Annotated in this window: 15 protein-coding genes; 7 read left to right on the top strand and 8 right to left on the bottom strand. The window is 61.1% G+C overall.

Annotated features, from left to right (window positions below):
• The first annotated feature begins 102 nt into the window (after positions 1–102).
• From AX760_RS17770 to glyS, 3 genes are all read left to right on the top strand, one after another.
• Positions 103–384, top strand: a complete 282-nt coding sequence (locus AX760_RS17770; protein WP_071834329.1) for a type II toxin-antitoxin system RelE/ParE family toxin — start codon at positions 103–105, stop codon at positions 382–384.
• A gap of 26 nt (positions 385–410) precedes the next feature.
• Positions 411–707 carry a HigA family addiction module antitoxin gene (locus AX760_RS17765; RefSeq protein WP_071834328.1) on the top strand — a complete coding sequence of 99 codons (297 nt, stop codon included), beginning with the start codon at positions 411–413 and terminating at the stop codon, positions 705–707.
• A gap of 92 nt (positions 708–799) precedes the next feature.
• On the top strand, positions 800–3,097 hold the full coding sequence (gene glyS / locus AX760_RS17760; protein ID WP_071834327.1) for a glycine--tRNA ligase subunit beta: 2,298 nt from the start codon (positions 800–802) through the stop codon (positions 3,095–3,097).
• A 122-nt stretch (positions 3,098–3,219) separates the two neighbouring features.
• Here the strand turns inward: glyS and AX760_RS17755 are convergent, their stop codons facing one another.
• The 5 genes from AX760_RS17755 to AX760_RS17735 all read right to left on the bottom strand — a co-directional run bounded on the left by AX760_RS17755 (position 3,220) and on the right by AX760_RS17735 (position 9,961).
• Entirely contained in the window at positions 3,220–3,738 is a 519-nt protein-coding gene (locus tag AX760_RS17755) for a plant virulence effector HPE1-like domain-containing protein (protein WP_071834326.1), read from the bottom strand.
• A 111-nt stretch (positions 3,739–3,849) separates the two neighbouring features.
• A complete protein-coding gene (gene purD, locus AX760_RS17750) occupies positions 3,850–5,121 on the bottom strand; it encodes a phosphoribosylamine--glycine ligase (protein WP_071834325.1) in 1,272 nt (423 codons plus the stop codon).
• An 88-nt stretch (positions 5,122–5,209) separates the two neighbouring features.
• On the bottom strand, positions 5,210–7,594 hold the full coding sequence (locus AX760_RS17745) for a putative bifunctional diguanylate cyclase/phosphodiesterase (protein WP_071834324.1): 2,385 nt from the start codon (positions 7,592–7,594) through the stop codon (positions 5,210–5,212).
• Positions 7,591–8,634, bottom strand: a complete 1,044-nt coding sequence (locus AX760_RS17740) for a polyamine ABC transporter substrate-binding protein (RefSeq protein ID WP_071834323.1) — start codon at positions 8,632–8,634, stop codon at positions 7,591–7,593. Before AX760_RS17740 ends, AX760_RS17745 begins: the two co-directional genes overlap by 4 nt.
• A 127-nt stretch (positions 8,635–8,761) precedes the next feature.
• The gene (locus AX760_RS17735; RefSeq protein WP_071834322.1) at positions 8,762–9,961 is read right to left on the bottom strand and encodes an MFS transporter; all 1,200 of its coding nucleotides are present in this window, start codon (positions 9,959–9,961) and stop codon (positions 8,762–8,764) included.
• Between the two features lie 135 nt (positions 9,962–10,096).
• Between AX760_RS17735 and AX760_RS17730 the strand changes: the two genes are divergently transcribed.
• Positions 10,097–10,912: an AraC family transcriptional regulator gene (locus AX760_RS17730; RefSeq protein WP_071834321.1), complete on the top strand. Its 816-nt coding sequence runs from the start codon at positions 10,097–10,099 to the stop codon at positions 10,910–10,912.
• A gap of 9 nt (positions 10,913–10,921) precedes the next feature.
• On the opposite strand, the gene AX760_RS17725 is transcribed toward AX760_RS17730, so the two are convergent.
• The gene (locus AX760_RS17725; RefSeq protein WP_071834320.1) at positions 10,922–11,209 is read right to left on the bottom strand and encodes a hypothetical protein; all 288 of its coding nucleotides are present in this window, start codon (positions 11,207–11,209) and stop codon (positions 10,922–10,924) included.
• 554 nt (positions 11,210–11,763) lie between these two features.
• Between AX760_RS17725 and AX760_RS17720 the strand changes: the two genes are divergently transcribed.
• Positions 11,764–12,525 (top strand): MipA/OmpV family protein, encoded by a 762-nt coding sequence (locus AX760_RS17720; protein WP_071834333.1) that lies wholly within the window; start codon positions 11,764–11,766, stop codon positions 12,523–12,525.
• Positions 12,526–12,606: 81 nt separating this feature from the next.
• The gene (gene ubiA / locus AX760_RS17715; protein ID WP_071834319.1) at positions 12,607–13,569 is read left to right on the top strand and encodes a 4-hydroxybenzoate octaprenyltransferase; all 963 of its coding nucleotides are present in this window, start codon (positions 12,607–12,609) and stop codon (positions 13,567–13,569) included.
• A gap of 364 nt (positions 13,570–13,933) precedes the next feature.
• On the opposite strand, the gene AX760_RS17710 is transcribed toward ubiA, so the two are convergent.
• Positions 13,934–14,500, bottom strand: coding sequence for a DUF6101 family protein (locus AX760_RS17710; protein ID WP_071834318.1), 567 nt, complete (start codon positions 14,498–14,500; stop codon positions 13,934–13,936).
• A gap of 373 nt (positions 14,501–14,873) precedes the next feature.
• On the opposite strand from AX760_RS17710, the gene AX760_RS17705 reads away from it, so the two are divergent.
• On the top strand, positions 14,874–17,180 hold the full coding sequence (locus AX760_RS17705) for a DUF1217 domain-containing protein (protein ID WP_071834332.1): 2,307 nt from the start codon (positions 14,874–14,876) through the stop codon (positions 17,178–17,180).
• A 3-nt stretch (positions 17,181–17,183) separates the two neighbouring features.
• Here AX760_RS17705 and AX760_RS17700 read toward each other — a convergent pair whose 3' ends face one another.
• A complete protein-coding gene (locus AX760_RS17700; protein WP_071834317.1) occupies positions 17,184–18,623 on the bottom strand; it encodes an FAD-binding oxidoreductase in 1,440 nt (479 codons plus the stop codon).
• Between the last annotated feature and the right edge of the window lie 5 nt (positions 18,624–18,628).

The following is an 18,628-nucleotide window of genomic DNA, read 5'->3' as shown; positions in this document are numbered from 1 at the left end:
GGGCTGGTAGGGCCAAAAGACGATCAGGGCTTTTGTATCGCACCCTGATACTTGACCGATTTGTCTTCGTGTATCATTGTTTGATACAATTGGGAGATGCGGATGATCCGCTCGTTCAAAGACAAACTTTCTTTATCCGTGGCGAACGGCAGCGTGAAGAAAGGTTTTCCTGCGGATCTCGTTCGGCGTGCGCAGCAGTTGCTGGCTCTGTTGCATACGACGACGGATTTGAAGGACATGATGTCGCCACCCGGTAATCGCCTTGAAAAATTGTCGGGTGACCGTGATGGCCAATATTCTGTTCGCATCATCCAGCAATGGCGCATCTGCTTTTCATGGTCGAAAGGCGGTGCTGATGATGTCGAGATCGTCGACTACCACTGACCAATCGTGGTCGAATCGGAGTTTTCATGCCTGACCTGCTTCCCCCAATCCATCCGGGCGAAATTCTCAAGGAGCTTTATCTCGATCCGTTGGAGATGAGCGCCGGCATGCTTGCGAAGAAACTCAATGTCCCGAGGACAAGAATCGAACGTATCGTTTCGGGCAAGACCGCGATTACATCGGATACCGCCTTGCGCCTTGCTCGCTTCTTTAACACCACGCCGCAACTCTGGATGAATCTGCAGGTGAGCTTCGACTTGAAAATCGAAGCCGAGCGAAATCGTGCGGAGATCGAGCGAATCCCTGTCCGCGACGCTGCGTGAATGAGGACTTTTCAGCATTGAATGGATGACTTTTGCTGCCGGGCTTGCTAAGTCCGCCGCAGTCCATTGGTCCCATAGAAAAGCATCCGTCCATGCCCGATCTTCTGCTTGAACTCCGCTCCGAGGAAATCCCGGCCCGTTTGCAGCGCAAGGCTGCCGGCGATCTGAAGAAACTCCTGACCGATGCGCTGGTCGAGGCTGGCCTGACCTATGAGGGCGCGCGGGAATACTGGACGCCGCGCCGGCTGACGCTCGATATTCGCGGTTTGAACACCCGCTCGGCCGATGTGCGCGAGGACCGCAAGGGCCCGAGCACCACAGCCAATGAAAAGGCGATCGAGGGCTTTTTGCGCAGCGCCGGCCTGGCCGATGTCAGCCAGGCGCATGTGCATACCGACCCGAAGAAGGGCGATTTCTACGTTGCCCACATCGTCAAGCCCGGTCGCCCGACCGAACAGATCGTTGCCGACGTCATGCCCGGCATCATCAGGAACTTCCCCTGGCCGAAGCCGATGCGTTCCGGCGTGGCCTCGGCAAAGCCCGGCTCGCTGCGCTGGGTGCGGCCGCTGCAGTCGATCGTCTGCACATTTGGCCCGGAAAACGAGGAAACGCAGATCATCCCGTTCGAAGTCGACGGCATCGTTGCTTCCAACATCACCTATGGTCACCGCTTCCACGCGCCAGACGCGATCACCGTGCGCCGCTTTGCCGATTATGCCGAGAAGCTGGAACGCGCCAAGGTCATCCTGGATGGGGAACGCCGCAAGCAGATCATCGCCGCCGATGCCGCCAATATTGCCTTTGCCAACGGCCTTGAACTGGTCGAGGACGAGGCGCTGCTGGAAGAGGTCTCCGGCCTCGTCGAATGGCCGCAGGTGCTGCTGGGATCGTTCGAGGCGGACTATCTGGCGATCCCGCCGGAAATCATCCGCCTGACGATCAAGACCAACCAGAAATGTTTCGTGACGCGGCCGATCGGCGGCGAAGGCCTGTCGAACCGGTTCATCCTCGTTGCCAATATCGAGGCCAGGGACGGCGGCGCCGAAATCGTCCATGGCAATGGCAAGGTGGTGCGTGCGCGCCTGTCGGACGCCAAGCATTTCTGGACCCGCGACCAGGGCGACCTGCCGGATCTGGCAACGCTAGAAGCCTCGGCGAAGAAGTTCGATCTCGACCTCACCAAGCCGCTCGACCAGCGCATGGCCAAGCTCGATGCGCTGAACGTCACGTTCCACGCCAAGCTGGGCACGCAGGGCGAGCGCGTCGCGCGCATCCGGGCCTTGGCTGCGGAACTCTCAAAGGCCACCGGTGCCGATCCCGCCCTCGTCGATCGCGCCGTCGTTCTGGCCAAGGCCGACTTGCGCACCGAAGCGGTCGGTGAGTTTCCGGAATTGCAGGGCCTGATGGGCCGCAAATATGCGTTGCTGCAGGGCGAGGACGCCTCCGTCGCCGCCGCGATCGAGGATCACTGGAAACCGCAGGGCCCGTCCGACCGCCTGCCGGCCGATGCCGTTGGCCTGACGGTCGCGCTCGCTGACAAGCTGGATACGCTTGTGGGCTTCTGGGCGATTGACGAAAAGCCCACGGGATCGAAGGATCCGTATGCCTTGCGGCGTGCGGCGTTGGGTGTGGTGCGGATTTTGCTGGAGCGGAAGGTACGGCTTCCCCTTTCATCCGTCTTGGCCGATGCCGACCTCCTTTCCTTCTTCCACGACCGCCTCAAAGTCTACCTGCGCGATCTCGGTGCGCGCCATGACCTGATCGATGCGGTTCTGGCTGCGGCCCCCTCATCCGACCCTTCGGGCCACCTTCTCCCCGTTGGGGAGAAGAGGGAGCAAGGGGCGGCGGCAGGTGGCTCTTCTCCCCAGCGGGGAGAAGGTGGCGCGCATGCGCCGGATGAGGGGGGCGCAGCCACGAACGCAACCCACACGAACGCAACCACCACGAACGCTGGAGCCACGGGCGCCAATGACGACCTCCTCACGGTCGCGCGTCGCGTCGAAGCGCTCACCGCCTTCATCACCGCGGAAGAGGGTCTGAACCTTTTGGCCGGCACCAAGCGGGCGACGCAGCTTCTGGCAGCGGAGGAAAAGAAGGGGACGCAGGTCGCAAACACCGTCGATCCGGCCCTGTTCGTTCTCGACGCCGAAAAGGCGCTCTATGCAGCGGTCACGAAGGCCTCTGAAGATGCGGCCGCCGCCGTGGAGGCGGAGGATTTCCGCTCGGCAATGGCAGCGCTGTCGGCGCTGCGCGGCCCGGTCGACCAGTTCTTCGTCGATGTGCTCGTCAATGACGACGATCCTGCGATCCGCGCCAACCGTCTGGCGCTTCTCGGCCAGATCCGCGCGGCCACCGGCACGGTTGCGGATTTCTCGAAGATCTCTGGCTAGGCAAGCACAAAAAATGCGCCCCTGCTTCTCTTCAGGGGCGCAATTCGTCGCCGCAATCGGCGAATGCCCTGTTCAGCCTCTTTGCAGGGCTGGCGTCGGGCGGAGGTCAGTTCAATGCGTTTCTATTTTAGCCGAAGTTCGTAGCCTGCCGGATCAAATTCGCGTGAACCTGCGATATCAGCCGTCTTGGCGGTGACCGTGGTGGACGAAATCGTCCCGACAGCGCTGGTCTTGGTGGTGGTATCCACAGCAACCACGGCTGCCGCCTGTGCCTCCGCGGGATCGATATCCATGGCGCCGATGGCGATCGGCATTGGCAGGTTTTTCGCGGCTGCCGCCTTGATCACATCCTCGGACGCGGTGGTGATAAAGACCACCGGCGAGCCGCCCAGCCAGGATTCGGTGCGCACCAGCTTCATCTTGCCGTTCAGTTGCTTCAGCTCCACCCGCTCGATGCCATTGGCAATCTCCGGCACGATGTAGCTGAGCTTCTTCTTGACGACCAGCGGCGGGCAATTGGGGCAGGATACGGCGGCAATGCTGCGGTTGGTACCGGCTCCTGTCGTCACGGTCTCGATCGACGACGCAAGGGCGGACCCGGCGGCAAACACGCAAGACACAGTGAGCACAAGGTGGCGCATCGGTATTCTCCTTTGAATATCACCAAGGAAAATATCCGATCTCCGTTACGTTCCCGTCAGGAGAATTGGTAAAGATTGAATGACTTTGCGGCTTTCCGGCCCGTTAAGCGATCACGGCTGCTCACGCGCAACAGCCTGCCAGCCAATATCGCTGCGGCTGAAACCATTGTCCCATTCGACGCGATCGAGCGCCGCATAGGCCGTCGCTTTCGCGGCGCCGACTGTATCGCCCATGGCCGTGACGTTCAGCACCCGGCCGCCGGTCGCAACCAACTGGCCATCCCTGATCGCTGTTCCCGCATGGAAGATCTTGGTCTTGGCGTCCGCATCCGGAAGCGCCGTGATCGGTGTGTTCTTGTCATAGCGGCCGGGATAGCCGCGTGAGGCCATGACGACGGTGAGCGCGGCCTCGTTGCGCCATTCGGCGTCGACCTGATCAAGCGTGCCGGTCGCAGCCGCATGGAGCAGCGGCAGCAGGTCGCTCTTAAGGCGCATCATCAGCACCTGCGTTTCCGGATCGCCGAAGCGCACATTGTATTCGATCAGTTCCGGCCCTTTCCGGGTGATCATCAGGCCGGCGAAGAGAACGCCGGAGAACGGATGGCCGCTGTCGGCCATGCCGCGAATGGTCGGTTCGATGATCTCCTTCATCGTCCGTGCCACCATCTCCTCGGTCATCACCGGTGCCGGCGAATAGGCGCCCATGCCGCCGGTGTTCGGGCCTGTATCGCCATCGCCGACGCGTTTGTGATCCTGTGCAGAGGCGAGCGCCAAAGCATGCGTTCCGTCGCAGAGGCAGAAGAAGCTCGCTTCCTCGCCATCGAGATAGGCCTCGACCACGACTTCGGCACCGGCCGCGCCAAAGGCGCCGTCGAAGCAGCTGTCAACGGCGGCAAGAGCCTCGTCGAGCGCCATCGCCACCGTCACGCCCTTGCCGGCGGCAAGCCCGTCGGCCTTGATGACGATCGGTGCGCCCTGCGCACGGATATAGGCCTTGGCCGGCGCAGCCTCGGTGAAACGCTGATAGGCACCGGTCGGAATGGAATATTTCGCGCAGATGTCCTTGGTGAAGCCCTTGGAGCCTTCGAGCTGCGCTGCCGCTGCCGACGGCCCGAACACGGCAAAGCCTGCCGCGCGCAACGTGTCCGCAAGACCCGCGACCAGCGGCGCTTCCGGCCCGACGACGATGAAATCGATCGCTTCCGCCTGGCAGAAGGCCAGAACGGCCTGCTGGTCATCCGTGTCGATGGCGACAAGCGTTGCCTCTTCGGCGATGCCGGGATTGCCCGGCGCGGCATAGAGCTTCGTCAGGCGCGGCGACTGCGCCAGCTTCCACGCCAGCGCATGCTCGCGGCCGCCCGAACCGATCAAAAGAACCTTCATCGCCTACTCCTGCAGTGTTGCGCTGCCGTAAAGCGGATGGCGGTTCGAGGTCAAGGAAAAAGCTCGATTCCGGCGGCATGAAAGGCGGTCAGAGCAATTTCGTGGCGCCGGCGCGGCGCGCAGGGACATGCGTCTGGGCAATCTCCCCGGCCGTTACCGTGGCATTGTGGATTGCCCAGCTTGCAAGATCGGTGAGATTGAGCGGTTTGCTGATGAGATAGCCCTGGAAGTGGTCGCATCCTGCTTCGGTCAGCATCGCCATCTTGCGCGTCGTATCGACGCCTTCGCCGACGACAGCCATGTTCTGCGCGTGGCAAAGGGCGATGACGGCTTTCAACGCCGGCAGCGAGTGTTCGCCCGTCAGGTTCTGGACCAGCGCCCGATCGAGCTTGATCGTGTCCGCGGTGTATTCGATGATCTGCTGGACCGAGGTATATCCGGCGCCAAAATCATCGATCGAGATACGGAAGCCCTTATCGCGCAGGGACTGGATATTCCGGTGAAGCTGGTCGCCGAGCTTGACGGCGAAGGTTTCGGTCAGTTCGATCTCGATGAATTTTGCCTCGAGCCCATGCCGGTCGAGGCAGTCGCAGAAATAATCGCTGATCGATTTCGAGTAGAGTTCGGCCGAGGAGATGTTGATGGCCAGCACCGTTTCGGGGCCGAACAGTTCCTTCAGGCGCCAGTGTTCGCCCATGGCGCGGTTGATCACCCACCAGTCGATCTTGGTGAACAGGCCGGAACTCTCGGCGATCGGCACGAATTCGTCCGGTGTCACATTGCCGAGTGTCGGCGAAATCCAGCGCAGAAGTGCCTCGCATCCGGTAACCCGGCCCCGGGCATCGACGATCGGCATGTAGACCAGATGAAACTGCTCATCGGCATCGATGCCGCGGAGCTCCTCCTGGATCTGGCGGATCCGGTCGCGCTTGTCCTGCAGCGCGCGCGAAAAGCGGGAGGACCGGTTCTTGCCGTTGGTCTTGGCCTGATACATCGCGGCATCAGCGTTGGAGATGAGCTCTGCAAGGTCGTTGGCATCATCGGGGCAGATGGCCACGCCGATGCTGGCAGTAACCGGATAGTGCTTGCCGCGGACCTCGAAACCACTGGAGAACAGCGCGATGATCGCGGCGCAGATCTCGCGGGTGGTGCCGTCGCCGGGTTTCGATTGCAGGAGTACCGCGAATTCGTCGCCGGACAGGCGGGCAAGCACCGCCTCGGGCATTGCGCGGCGTGCGGTGATCGAACGCACGGCGGCGTCGATGCGCATCGCCAGCGTCTTCAACAGGTCATCACCGACCTCGTGGCCGTATTTGTCATTGACGAATTTGAAGTTGTCGATGTCGATGAAAAGCAGGGCGCAATGCCCGTCGCGCGCCTGCGTATCCTCAACTATGCCTGCTGCCACCAGGTTGAAATGGGCCCGGTTGCTGATGCCCGTGAGGGTATCGGTCCACGAGGCGCGTTGCACCTGGTGCAGCGCCGTGCGCGACTGGTCATGCAACTGCCGGATATTGCCTGTCAGGCGAGCGATTTCCCCGCCGCCTGCGGTTTCCTTGATGGTTTCGTTGTGCCCGCTCATCACGGCGGTGACCTGCAGGTCGAGCGCCGAGATCGGGTCGGTGATGAACCGGCGGATCAGCACGAACATCAGGCCGACGGAGAACAGGCTCATGGCCAGCGCACCAAGGCCGAGCAGCACTTTCAAGTGCGACATGTAGCCGACGTCGCGGTCGGCATCCACGCTCAGCGTCGCAAACAGCGATGGTGCAAGCCTGATGGAGGCGGCAAGCCTGTTGTCCGGCTGAACCGTCGGTGTCGTGTCGAACTGCAGCTCGGTCCCATATTCCTGCTGCAGCGCCTTCTGCATTTCCAGGAACTGGGTGGGTTCGATGGCGACCTGGACAAGCAGCGCCGTGCGCTTTGCGCTCGGCACCGGACGCGCGAATGTGACCGGGTCGATGAATTCCGAATAGACGATCAGCGGCCTCGCCCGGTCTTGATGCAGGAAGGTCCAGTCGCGCAGCTGGCTTCCGCTGACAAGCCTGCGGGCCAGTTGTATTTGCGGCGCGCTCAATTCGGCGAAGGGGTCCTCGCTGTTTTCGAAATAGTAGCCGGGGGTCAGGTCGGGATTGATGACGGCAAAGGCGATGAACTTCTTCGGGTCGTCGGAAAGCGAGCGAATGCTCTGCTGGAGGCGCAAGGCCAAAGCATTGCTGCGGTAGGTTACGTCGGCCTCTGACACGAAAAGCCGGACTGCATTGCCTTCGAGCAGCGAATAGAGAAAGCTTCGGCTCTGGCTGACCTCGTTGCGGAAAAGCGCTGCCGCATGATCCAGCCGCTGGGTCAGGCGGGCGCGCTCCAGCGCCAATATTGAATTGCCCTGCGCGATGTAAACGGAGACCGCCGCCACCAGGTAGCCCGCCAGCACGACCGGGAAGATGAGGAGAAACGCCCGTCTGCCGAGCGTCACTGGAAGTTCGCCATCGCGCTGATGATGCGCCGCCGGGTCTGGATCGATTGAACGGAGAGCTCCTTCTGGTACTGGCTTTTCGCCAGGATGTCCGCCGGCGTATAGATTTCAGGATCGTTGAGCATGTCGGCCGGAATGAGCGGCAATGCGGCTTCGCTGGCGGTCGGCATCGTCAGCGCCAGAGCATTGGCGGCCGCGTTCTCGGGAGAGCCGATAAAGTCGAGCAATTGCAGCGCCTGCGCCTTGCGCGGCGAATCCGCCGTGACAGCCAGGCAGTCGAGCCAGGACAATGTCCCTTCCTTCGGCACGGCATAACGCCAGACGCCGGGTGTCCCTGCCTTTTCGTTGAGAACATGCTGATCGCCGCTGTAGGCGATCGCCATGTAGATCTCCTTGCCGGTATCGGGATTCTGGATGGAGGTGATGACGTAGTCGTAGGTCAAAACGAACGGCGCCTGCGTCTTCATCACCTCGAATGCCGCCTTCAGCGTTTCCGTGTCATTGGCGTTGATCGACTTCCCCAAAAGCACGAGCGGGGCGATGAAGGCCTCGTTGTGATCGTCATACATGGCGATGTGCTTCTTCAGCTCCGGCGCCGGCACCATCAGGTCGGTCCAGGACGTCGGCGTCGTCTTCACCTTGTCGGAGCGGTAGACGATGCCCATCGTGCCCCAGAGATAGGGAAGCCCATAACCGGCGCACCGGGCGTTCCAGTCGGGGCGGTAGCCGGTCAGCGACGGCACGTTGGCTTGCGTCAGCCCTTCGAGAATGCCGCGCTTGCCGAACAGTTCGGCACCGTTTTCGCCAACGACCGCAAGATCGATGTTGCTGTTCGGATCGGAGAGGATTTCGTCACGCGCATCGCCGCTGTCGTAGAAGATCTGGTTGACCGCAACACCGGTCGTTTCGGTAAAACGATCCAGTATCTTCTGGTCGATGTAGGATTCCCAGATCAAAAGGTTCAGCGTTTCTGCATGCGCTGCCGTTGAAACGAGAAAGCCTGCCAGTGTCGCTGAAATCGCCAAAGTTCTTACGCGCATCGAAACACCCCGGGAAGCTCACCGGGAAACCATACTGTGCAATGCTTGATGAATACTTACAACGAGATATGCCAGATGTGGCCTGGCCGGAAACCAGGAGAAGGCATTCCGGCCAGGCGCGAGATTGTCACCGGTGACGGGGAAGATTCGGCAGGAACACCGTCAAGAGGCCCAGCAGCGGCATGTAGGAGCAGATCGTATAGACGAATTCGATGCCGTTTCGATCGGCGAAGACCCCGAGCACCGCAGCGCCGATGCCGCCGAAGCCGAAGGCAAAGCCGAAGAACATGCCGGCGATCAGACCGACCCGGCCCGGCACCAGCTCCTGCGCGAAGACGACGATGGCCGAAAAGGCCGAGGAGAAGATGAAGCCGATGATGATCACGAGCGCCGCCGTCCAGAACAGATTGGCATAGGGCAGCAGAAGCGCAAAGGGGATGACGCCGAGGATCGAGAACCAGATGACGAAGCGCGCGCCGAACCGGTCGCCGATCGGGCCGCCGAAGATCACCCCGGCAGCCGACGCGCCAAGGAAGAGAAACAGCAGCAATTGCGCGTCCTGCACGCCAACGCCGAATTTCTCGATCGTGTAGAAGGTGAAATAGCTCGACAGGCTGGAAAGATAAGCATTCTTCGTCGCCGTCAGGATGACCAGCACGATCAAGGTCCAGATCACCGTGTTGCGCGGCAGGGGCAGGGTACGGCTGACCGGCTTGCGGCCGGCGGTGCTGCGCCGGTGACGCGAATACCAGACGCTGACCCAGGACAAGACCATGAAGCCGGTGAGGGCGATGATCGAAAACCAGCTCAGGCTGCCCTGGCCGCGCGGGATGACGATGAACGCGGCCAGCAGCGGACCGATTGCCGTTCCGGTGTTGCCGCCGACCTGAAACAGCGACTGGGCAAGACCATGGCGCCCGCCCGACGCAAGACGGGCAACGCGCGATGCCTCCGGGTGGAAGATCGCCGAGCCGATGCCGATCAGGCTGGCGCCGATGACCAGAACATAAAAGTGATGCGCATTGGCAAGCGTGATCAGGCCGGCGCAGGTCGACAGCATGGCCGTCGGCAGCGAGAACGGCATCGGCCATTTGTCGGTGACGACGCCGACTGCCGGCTGCAGCAGCGATGCCGTGACCTGGAAGGCAAAGGTCAAAAGACCGATCTGCACAAAGTCGAGTGCGTAGTTGTCTTTCAGCAAGGGGTAGAGCGAGGTCAGAAGCGACTGCATGATATCGTTCAGCATATGGCAAAAGCTGACCGCCACGATCACGGAAACCGCCGTCTTCTCGGTGTGTTCAGGGGTGATCGAGGAGATGGTTGCCATGCTGCTGTTCCTTGCCGGGCGAATGCCTCCGGCGGTATCAATGCCATTGCCTATACGAAGGCCTGCTAGCCTCTTAGCCTGCTTGAGATTGGCCTGCCTTTGTGCTTTGGTCGCATTCTTTCGAGAGTGGGCCAAATGCGAAAAATCGAATTGAAAATTGCCGGACATTCGGATGAGGACACGCATTTAGCAAACCTGTCCTGGATCGATAGCACGAACGAGCCGCTCGCCATGCTCGGACGGCTCTATCCCGCCGGCTCAAGGGGCCTGCCGCACAGCCATGCCAAGACGCAGATCTGGTGCGCCCGTCGCGGCGTCGTGCTGGTCAGTACGGCGCACGGGCGATGGATGATTCCACCCGGCCACGGATTGCTGATCCCGGCGGGTCTGGAACATTTCAGCGAAATGATCAGCGATGTCGAGATGCACTCGATCTATGTCGAGCGTTCCGTGATCGACAATGATCGACCGAAGGTCCTCGAGGTGACGCCCCTTGCCGGCAGCCTGATGGACGAATTGCTGCTTGCCGAGCAGAACCCGCCCAGCCCCCGACGCAAGCGGCTGCTGATGGATTTGCTGCTCGATGAAATTGAACAGTTGCCGGAGCGGCCGCTCGGCCTGCCGTTTCCCGCCCATGCGCGTTTGGCCGTTCTGTGCCGCCGGTTCCTGAAGATGCCGGCCGCCAACACAGGCATTGACGATTGGGCCCGGGAACTTGGCATGAGCCGCCGCTCTTTTACCCGGCTGTTCAGAGCGGAAACAGGGGTCAGTTTCGTCACCTGGCGCCAGCAGGCCTGCATCTTTGCCTCGCTGCCGCGATTGGCCGAAGGAGAGACGGTGACGAATGTCGCCTTGGATGCGGGGTATGAGAATATCTCGGCCTTCACGACGATGTTCCGCCGCATGCTGGGACATTCGCCCAGCCTCTATCTCAAGGGCCGCGCCGATTGACCCCCGGTCTCAAAGCTCGGCACGATTGAAGGGGGAGGGTGCCCAGCCCTTCAGATCGCTCTCCACGAATCGGCCGTGGGTGTAGTCCGTCAGATACCAGTGGTGGCCGTATTCATTGGCCTGGATCGGCCAGTAATAGCCCTGTGTGCAGACGTCGCTGTGACCGGTGTCTGTATGTCGCACCAGATGCAGCATGATCTTGGTGCCGTCGCGCGGCGCGCTTTCCATCGGCAGGAACTCTGTCGGCAGGGGGGCCGGGCTATTTTTCCGGCGGGACTTCAAGATAGGATAGTTCATGAAAAACCTCCGCAAAGGCACGCATCACACAGCCCATACTGGTATGCTGTGGTCTGCCATGGTTTGACCTCGATCTTGCAACGGACGCATTCGATCGTCGTGTCAGGCTGGCTCTTTTCAACGGTGCGCAGCTTTGGTCGACACTTTCCGAAAAGCGTTCTGTCATCGCTCCGCCCGGTCAAGATGGTACTCCGAATGCAGGGCTTGGCAACTCTAGGATATTACGGGTTTTTTCCATCCTCGAATCCCATTTCAATCACAGGTGTCAGTGATTGCTCCTTTCTCGTTATAGGGCGATTGCACTCCAGGAGAAGTGCAATCGGAAAAAACAATGCGCAGGGTAAACGCTCTGTGGATGTCGATGGTTAACGCGTTGGTAAAAGGCCGCGGGCTATAAGATCTTCAATGCAGCCTGTGGGCAGCCTGTGGTATGATTCGCGCAGTTTCGACGAATCCGACCCGGTTGCGCTCTGTTGCCAGCCCGGTATTGACCAGTTTGGAGTATTGTCTTGCGTCATTCACTGCTCGCCCTTTCCGTTGGTCTTCTGATCGCCATGCCGCACGCCGCCCAGGCGCAGGACGCGCAGCACTTCTGGTCGGGAGACTGGTATCTGAAGGTCGGTGCGACGGGTTTTCTCGGGGCCAAATATGATGGCTCGTCGAAACGTTTGCTGCAGGCGGCGCCGCTGATTTCCCTTGGTCGGGCCGGCAGCACGGTCCGCTTCTCCTCGCGAAACGACAATCCTGCCTTTGCCTTCGTTGACACCGGTGCCTTCCGGGCCGGTCTGTCCGGAAAGCTGATCCTCACCCGCGACGGCGATACGTCCGATGACCTGAAGGGGCTCGACCCGGTGCGCTTCGGCGGCGAACTCGGTGCCTTTGCGGAAGTCTATCCGACAGACTGGCTGCGTCTGCGCGGCGAGTTGCGGCACGGCATCCGCAGCCATGACGGTCTGGTCGGCGATCTCGCGGCCGATGCCTTCGTCGATGTTTCCGACACGGTCCGCATCTCCGGCGGACCGCGGGTCGCGGCGGCCACGAGCGATTATTTCGATGCCTATTACGGCGTCGATGCCGGCGAGGCGGCAGCCTCGGGGCTGAGCCAGTACAAGCCGTCGGGCGGCCTTCAATCTGTTGGCCTCGGCACGGCGATCACCTGGCAGGCAACGGAAAAGATCGAGGCCAGCGCATTCGCCGAATACAAGCGGCTGATGGGCCCCGCAGCCGATTCCAGCCTCGTTAAGGAACGCGGCACGCGCAACCAGTTCCTCGTTGGCCTGTCGGCAACCTATCGCTTCGATTTTACGCTGGACTGACCGTCGTTGCATCCGGGACTACGATGAGAGCTTGATCGGCCGCCGCTTGACCGCCGCCTTTTCCGGCTGCAAACAGGCGGTATGAACAATCGTCCTGCCGCCGATTCCGGGCGCGTCTCCGATGCGCCGTCCAAGAACTGGGTCTACCGGGTCCTGCCAAGGCCGCTGTGGCCCTATGCGCAGCTTGCCCGCTGGGATCGGCCGATCGGCTGGCAACTTCTGTTGTGGCCGTGTTTCTGGTCGGCGGGACTGGCGGCCAACAGCGCCGCGCTCTCCGGAAGCTTTTCGCTCGGCCGCTTCCTCTTTCACCTGCTGCTGTTCTTCATCGGCGCGGTCGCCATGCGCGGGGCCGGCTGTACCTATAATGACGTCATCGACCACAGGATCGACATGGAAGTGGCCCGCACCCGCTCGCGACCGCTCCCGTCGGGGCGGGTGTCGCGGCTGCAGGCCAAGATCTTCACCGTGCTGCAGGCACTTGTCGGGCTGATCGTGCTTTTGCAGTTCAACGGATTTTCGATCGTGCTCGGCATGCTGTCGCTGGTGCTGGTCGCCATCTATCCCTTTGCCAAGCGCTTCACCGACTGGCCGCAGTTCTTTCTCGGCCTTGCCTTTTCCTGGGGGGCGCTGATGGGCTGGTCCGGCGAATTCGGACGGCTGGATGTCGCGCCGCTGGTTCTTTATCTGGCAGCCGTGGCCTGGACCGTCGGCTACGACACGATCTATGCCTATCAGGACAAGGAGGATGACGAACTGATCGGCGTCCGCTCCACCGCGCGCCGCTTCGGCGACAATCCGCGTCCCTGGCTGATTGGTCTCTACGGCCTGACGGTCGTCTTGCTGGGGATTTCTTTCCTGGCGGCCGGGGCCGGCTTTCTGGCCTATCTCGGCCTGATCGTCGCCGCTGTCCTTCTCGCCTACCAGATCCTCGTTCTCGACATTCGGGATGCCGCGCAATGCCTGGCGCTGTTCAAGTTCAACGGCGTTGTCGGCTTGATCGTGTTCGGCGGGCTTGTGCTTTCGCTGGCCGCTCGCCTCCTCTGAGATCGAACCCGCTTTCAGGGGGGACAGTCACCAGGGTCGGACGAAAAAACCCTCCGGCCGGGCCGGAGGGCAAGGGGTCCGCCGCTCGGAACTTTGGGGTCAGGCCCAGCTCAATTCATCATCGCGTTTAGGGACGGTCTCGGCGGGCCCGGCAAAAAATGCGGCGAGGGCGGCAAGAATGGATTTGCGCATCGGATTGTCTCCTTGTCTTCCATGCAGGATGTGCGCTGCATATGGCATGAAGAAGGCTTCGCCGATGTTTCCGCGGGAACAGGGTAAGTCGCTGTAACAAAAAACAAAAAACCGACCGCAGGGAACGGTCGGCTTTCTGCACTGGAGAACAGGTTTCAGATTGTGTCGAAAATCAGTTGCGGGCTATGATTTCCCGGCCGTTGATCTTCATCTGGATGCCGAGGCTGCCGGTCGAACGGCGCACCAGGAACCGCGGGCGGCGGTCGGCGAAAAGCGAATGGCGGCGGCGCGGCTTGACGTCGCGGGTCTGGACATCGCCGAGATGCTGTTCAAGCGGCCGGGCAATGCCATCAGCCTCGACCATCAGCATCGGGATGCGATAGGCTTCCGCCCAGGTGCGCCAGTCGGCGGCAATATCGGACAGGTCGTGGGCGACCAGAAGCGGGATGCAGAGGTCCGGATCTTCGTGATGCAGTTCAAGCGTCACCGTAACGTCTCCGTCTCCGTGATCGATCGCCCGGGCAGCAACCCCTTTGAAAGCCCGCGACGGCAGTGCGATCGACAAGGGCAGGCCGCTGGAGGGCAGGATCTTGCGCATCACGGCGCCGCGTTCGTCCAGGCTGATCGTGACATTGCTGGTCCCGCCGTGCAAGGCATAGCTGACCTGCTGCGGAAAGCGCTTCGGATCGAGCCGGAGCGTGGTTTCGACCCACGCCGGTTGAGAAAGTGACTTCGCCATTTCATATCGCCCTTGTTTTCCTTGAGAGCCGGTTTCCGGTCTTCTCTTTGGGACTTTTCGTCCTCTGTGATCTCAAGATAGGCGCCGCCCCTTCCAGACCGCTTAAAAATCGCAGTTAAAAAAACTTTGCAGTTCCTGATGGTTAGCAAAGACCGACGGGTCACGGTTTCCCATGTGTGAAGAAAAATGGCCGCATTTGGCGAGCCCGGCAGCAGCACCTTGAAAAGGCAAAAGCCACGCACAAGCAAACACGTCGATGCTCGCACCAGCGCTTTTGCTGCCCGGCCGTCATCCGCGGCCTGCCGCAAAGCATGGAAAATATGGTCTGGAAGCACCCGACGGGGACGCTTCGCGGAAAGTCTGGCAGGGCGAAATGGTATCGACGTTCATCGACTACAACCTCATCACGCGCGACATGAAGCTCAGCCTTCAGCGCACGTCGGAACAGGTGCTCGTCAAGCGTGAGGCCGATTATTACAAGGCCAATATCGGCAACGTCACATCCGTCGACGCATTCATGGATGATTACCGGCTGTTCAATTATGCGATGAAAGCGCATGGGCTGGAGGACATGGCCTATGCCAAGGCCTTCATGCGCAAGGTTCTGGAAAGCGATCTCAGCGACGAAGACAGCTATGCCAACATGCTCACCGACGAACGCTACCGCAAGTTCGCGGAAGCCTTCAGCTTCTCGACCTCGACATCGGTGGTTCAAAGTGATGCACAGGAAGATGCCGTCATCGGTCTCTACAGCCAGAGCTACGTCAACCAAGATGCGGCCGTCCGGAGCGACTCGGCCTATTTTAACGCAGCGATCGACCGTGTGACCAATGCTGACGAGATCTGGCAGAACGACCGTCTTAAGAACTACGTGTTCCAGGCCTTCGGTCTGGATTCGAAATACACGTCCTATGAACAGTTCAAGGGCGTCATCACCAGCGATGTCAGCGATCCCGCCAGCTTCGTCAACGTCCAGGCGGCGGCTTACAAACAGGGCTTTCTGGACAAGATCGCCAATGTCCAGGCGACGGCAACGCCGGAGGATCTGGCCAATCCCAGCAGCGCCGCCTACAAGCTGATCGTCAGCTACCAGTCGAAGATCGACAACGCACCGGACTACACGCCGCTGGCCGCCGCCTTCAATTTCCAGCTGGACGGAACGCTGGCTTCCGGCGATCTGCCGATGGCCGATGCCCAGAAGGCCGCCACCAACGAAGCCTATGTCTTCCAGCAGCCGCGCCTGTCGACCAGCGCCGCGCTGCTCGACAAGCTCTATTACGAGACGACGATCGACACGATCACCACGGTCGACAGCCTGCTCTCCAACCGCCGCATGCTGAACTACATCGTCGTTGCCTACGGCCTGCCGTCGACGACGCTGATCGCAACGCTGAACAATGTGATGACCAGCGATCCCGACGATCCGGCCAGCTATGTCAACACGTCCACCGACAAGAACAAGTCGATTTTCCAGGAGATCGCCCGCGCGTATAACTTCCAGTCCGACGGCACGCTGGCGTCCGGCGATACGCCGCAGACCGCAACGCAGATGGCCGCGACCTCCGGTGGCTATATCGACCGCTACAATGACAGCTACGAGGCGGCCGACACGGCGCTGATCTCCTCCTACAAGACGCTGATGAGCCTCGTCGTCGATGTCGACGACATGCTGGACGACAAAAAGATCATGACGCTGGTTCTCCAGGCCTTCGGGCTGGAGAACGAAGGTGACAGCATCCGTAAGCTGAAGAAGGTGCTGACCAGCGATCTCAACGATCCCAAGAGCTATGCCAACAGCCTGAAGGACAGCCGCTACGTCGAACTGGCGAAAGCGTTCAATTTCAACGCGGACGGCACGCTCGGCACGCCGCTTATGGCGCAGTCGGAATCCGATATCCTCAACACGGCCTCGGGTTACGTCGTGCAGAAGAGCCGCTTTGGCACCGAGGAAGACAAGACGGCGGCGACGGCGGAATCGAAATATTACAGCGCCGAGGTCGGGAAGCTGGCGTCCCTCGACGATCTCCTGGACAACCGCAGGCTCGTCGATTTCATCCTGGTCGCTGCCGGCATCGATCCCGAAGAGATCGAGACCGATTATGTCCGCCAGATGTTCGAATCCGATCTCGACGATCCGGACAGCTTCGTCAACACCGAGCCGGATACGCGCTACCGCGAGCTGGTCGCCTCCTTCAATTTCAATGTCGCGGGGCAGATCGAGAAACCAACGTCGGGGCAGATCCAGTCGCGGCGCGGCCTCATCGACACGATGGACCTCTATCTCAACCAGACACTGGAAGAGACCGAAGGCGAGGACAATGCCGGCGTGCGCCTGGCGCTCTATTTCCAACGCATGGCGTCGAGCGTCAACAATGCCTATGACCTTCTCGCCGACAGCGCCCTGTTGCAGGTCATCCAGACGACGTTCAACATCCCCTCGGAAATGTCGAGTGCAGACGTCGATCTGCAGTACGACTACATCAATCGTGTGCTCGACGTCGAGGACCTGCACGATCCGGAGGCGCTGAACAAGCTGCTCGTTCGCTTTACCGCGCTGTACGACATCGAAAACAATATCGACGTATCCGCCGGCGAGTTGATCCTTTCGGGCAGCGGCGGCGGCGGCATTAGTGCCGATACGCTGCTGAGCCTGAGCCAGTTGCGCTCAGGCGGGCTGTAAGCCCTACGCCGTCCGCGCCTTCAGCACCTTGTCGGGGTTCATGATGCCGGCGGGGTCAAACGCGTGCTTGATGCGCTGCATCAGGTCGATCTCGATCGATGGCCGCACCTCTGCCAGTTCGTCCCGCTTCAACTGGCCGATGCCATGTTCGGCCGAAATCGAGCCGTTAAAGGTCAGCACGATGCCGTGGACGATGGCGTTGATCTCGCGCCAGCGGTCGATGAAATCCTGCTTGTCGACGCCGATGGGCTGGGAAATGTTATAATGAATATTGCCGTCGCCCATATGCCCGAAGGCGCAGATGCGCGCGCCCGGAATGGCCGCCATGACAGCCGCGTCCGCCTGCGCCATGAAAGCCGGAATTGCGGAGACCGGCACGGAGACGTCATGCTTGATCGATCCGCCCTCGGGCTTCTGCGCCGGCGACATGCTTTCGCGCATGTGCCACAGGCTTTTGCGTTGCGCTTCGCTGCTGGCGATGATGGCGTTTTCGACCAGCCCATCCTCCATTCCGCGTGTCAGAAGATCCTGCATCATCTGTTCGGCGCGCTCGGCCGTGTCGGTGGTCGAGATATCGATCAGCACATACCAGGCATGCTGCGTCGGCATCGGATCGCGGACGCCGGGGATATGTCGCGTCGTGAAATCGACGCCGATCCGTGGCATCAGCTCGAAGCCGGTCAGCGCCGGTCCGCAGAGGCTGGAGGCCCGGTCGAACAGGGCGAGCGCCTGCGCCACGGAATTCAGCCCGGCAAAGGCCACCTGATGACCGGCCGGCCTCGGGAAAAGCTTCAAAACCGCGCCGGTGATGATACCGAGCGTGCCCTCGGCACCGATGAACAGGTCGCGCAGGTCATAACCGGTATTGTCCTTCTTCAGGCTGCGCAGCCCATCCCAGATTTCGCCGGTCGGCAAGACCACTTCCAGCCCGAGGCAAAGCTGGCGCATATTGCCATAGGCGAGCACCGCCGTGCCGCCGGCATTGGTCGACAGGTTGCCGCCGATCCGGCAGGAGCCTTCGGAGCCAAGCGACAGCGGAAACAGCCGGTCCTGCGCTTCCGCCGCCTGCTGGATGTCCGCAAGGATGCAGCCGGCATCGCAGACAATGACATTGCCGACGGGATCGATGGCGCGGATCCTGTTCAGCCGCTCCAGCGACAGCACGATATCGCCGGCATCCGGTCGTGGGATCTGGCCAGCCACATGCCCGGTATTGCCCCCCTGCGGCACGATGGCGACCCCTGTCTCCGTCGCCAGTTTCAGGATCGCGGAAACCTCCGCAACCGAACCGGGCTTCAGAACGACCGGCGTCGTGCCTCTATAAAGGCCACGGGATTCGACGAGATAGGCCGCCTGTGCGGCCGGATCGGTGACGGCATGCTGCGCGCCGACAATGGCGGTGAAGCGGGCAAGGAGATCGGTTGAGGGAAGCGTGTTGGTCATCAGTG

Origin of the sequence: Pararhizobium antarcticum, assembly GCF_001885585.1 — a bacterium.
Lineage (GTDB): Bacteria > Pseudomonadota > Alphaproteobacteria > Rhizobiales > Rhizobiaceae > Pararhizobium > Pararhizobium antarcticum.
Note: the sequence above shows the minus strand (reverse complement) of the source record. Positions and strands in the feature narration are given on the sequence as shown.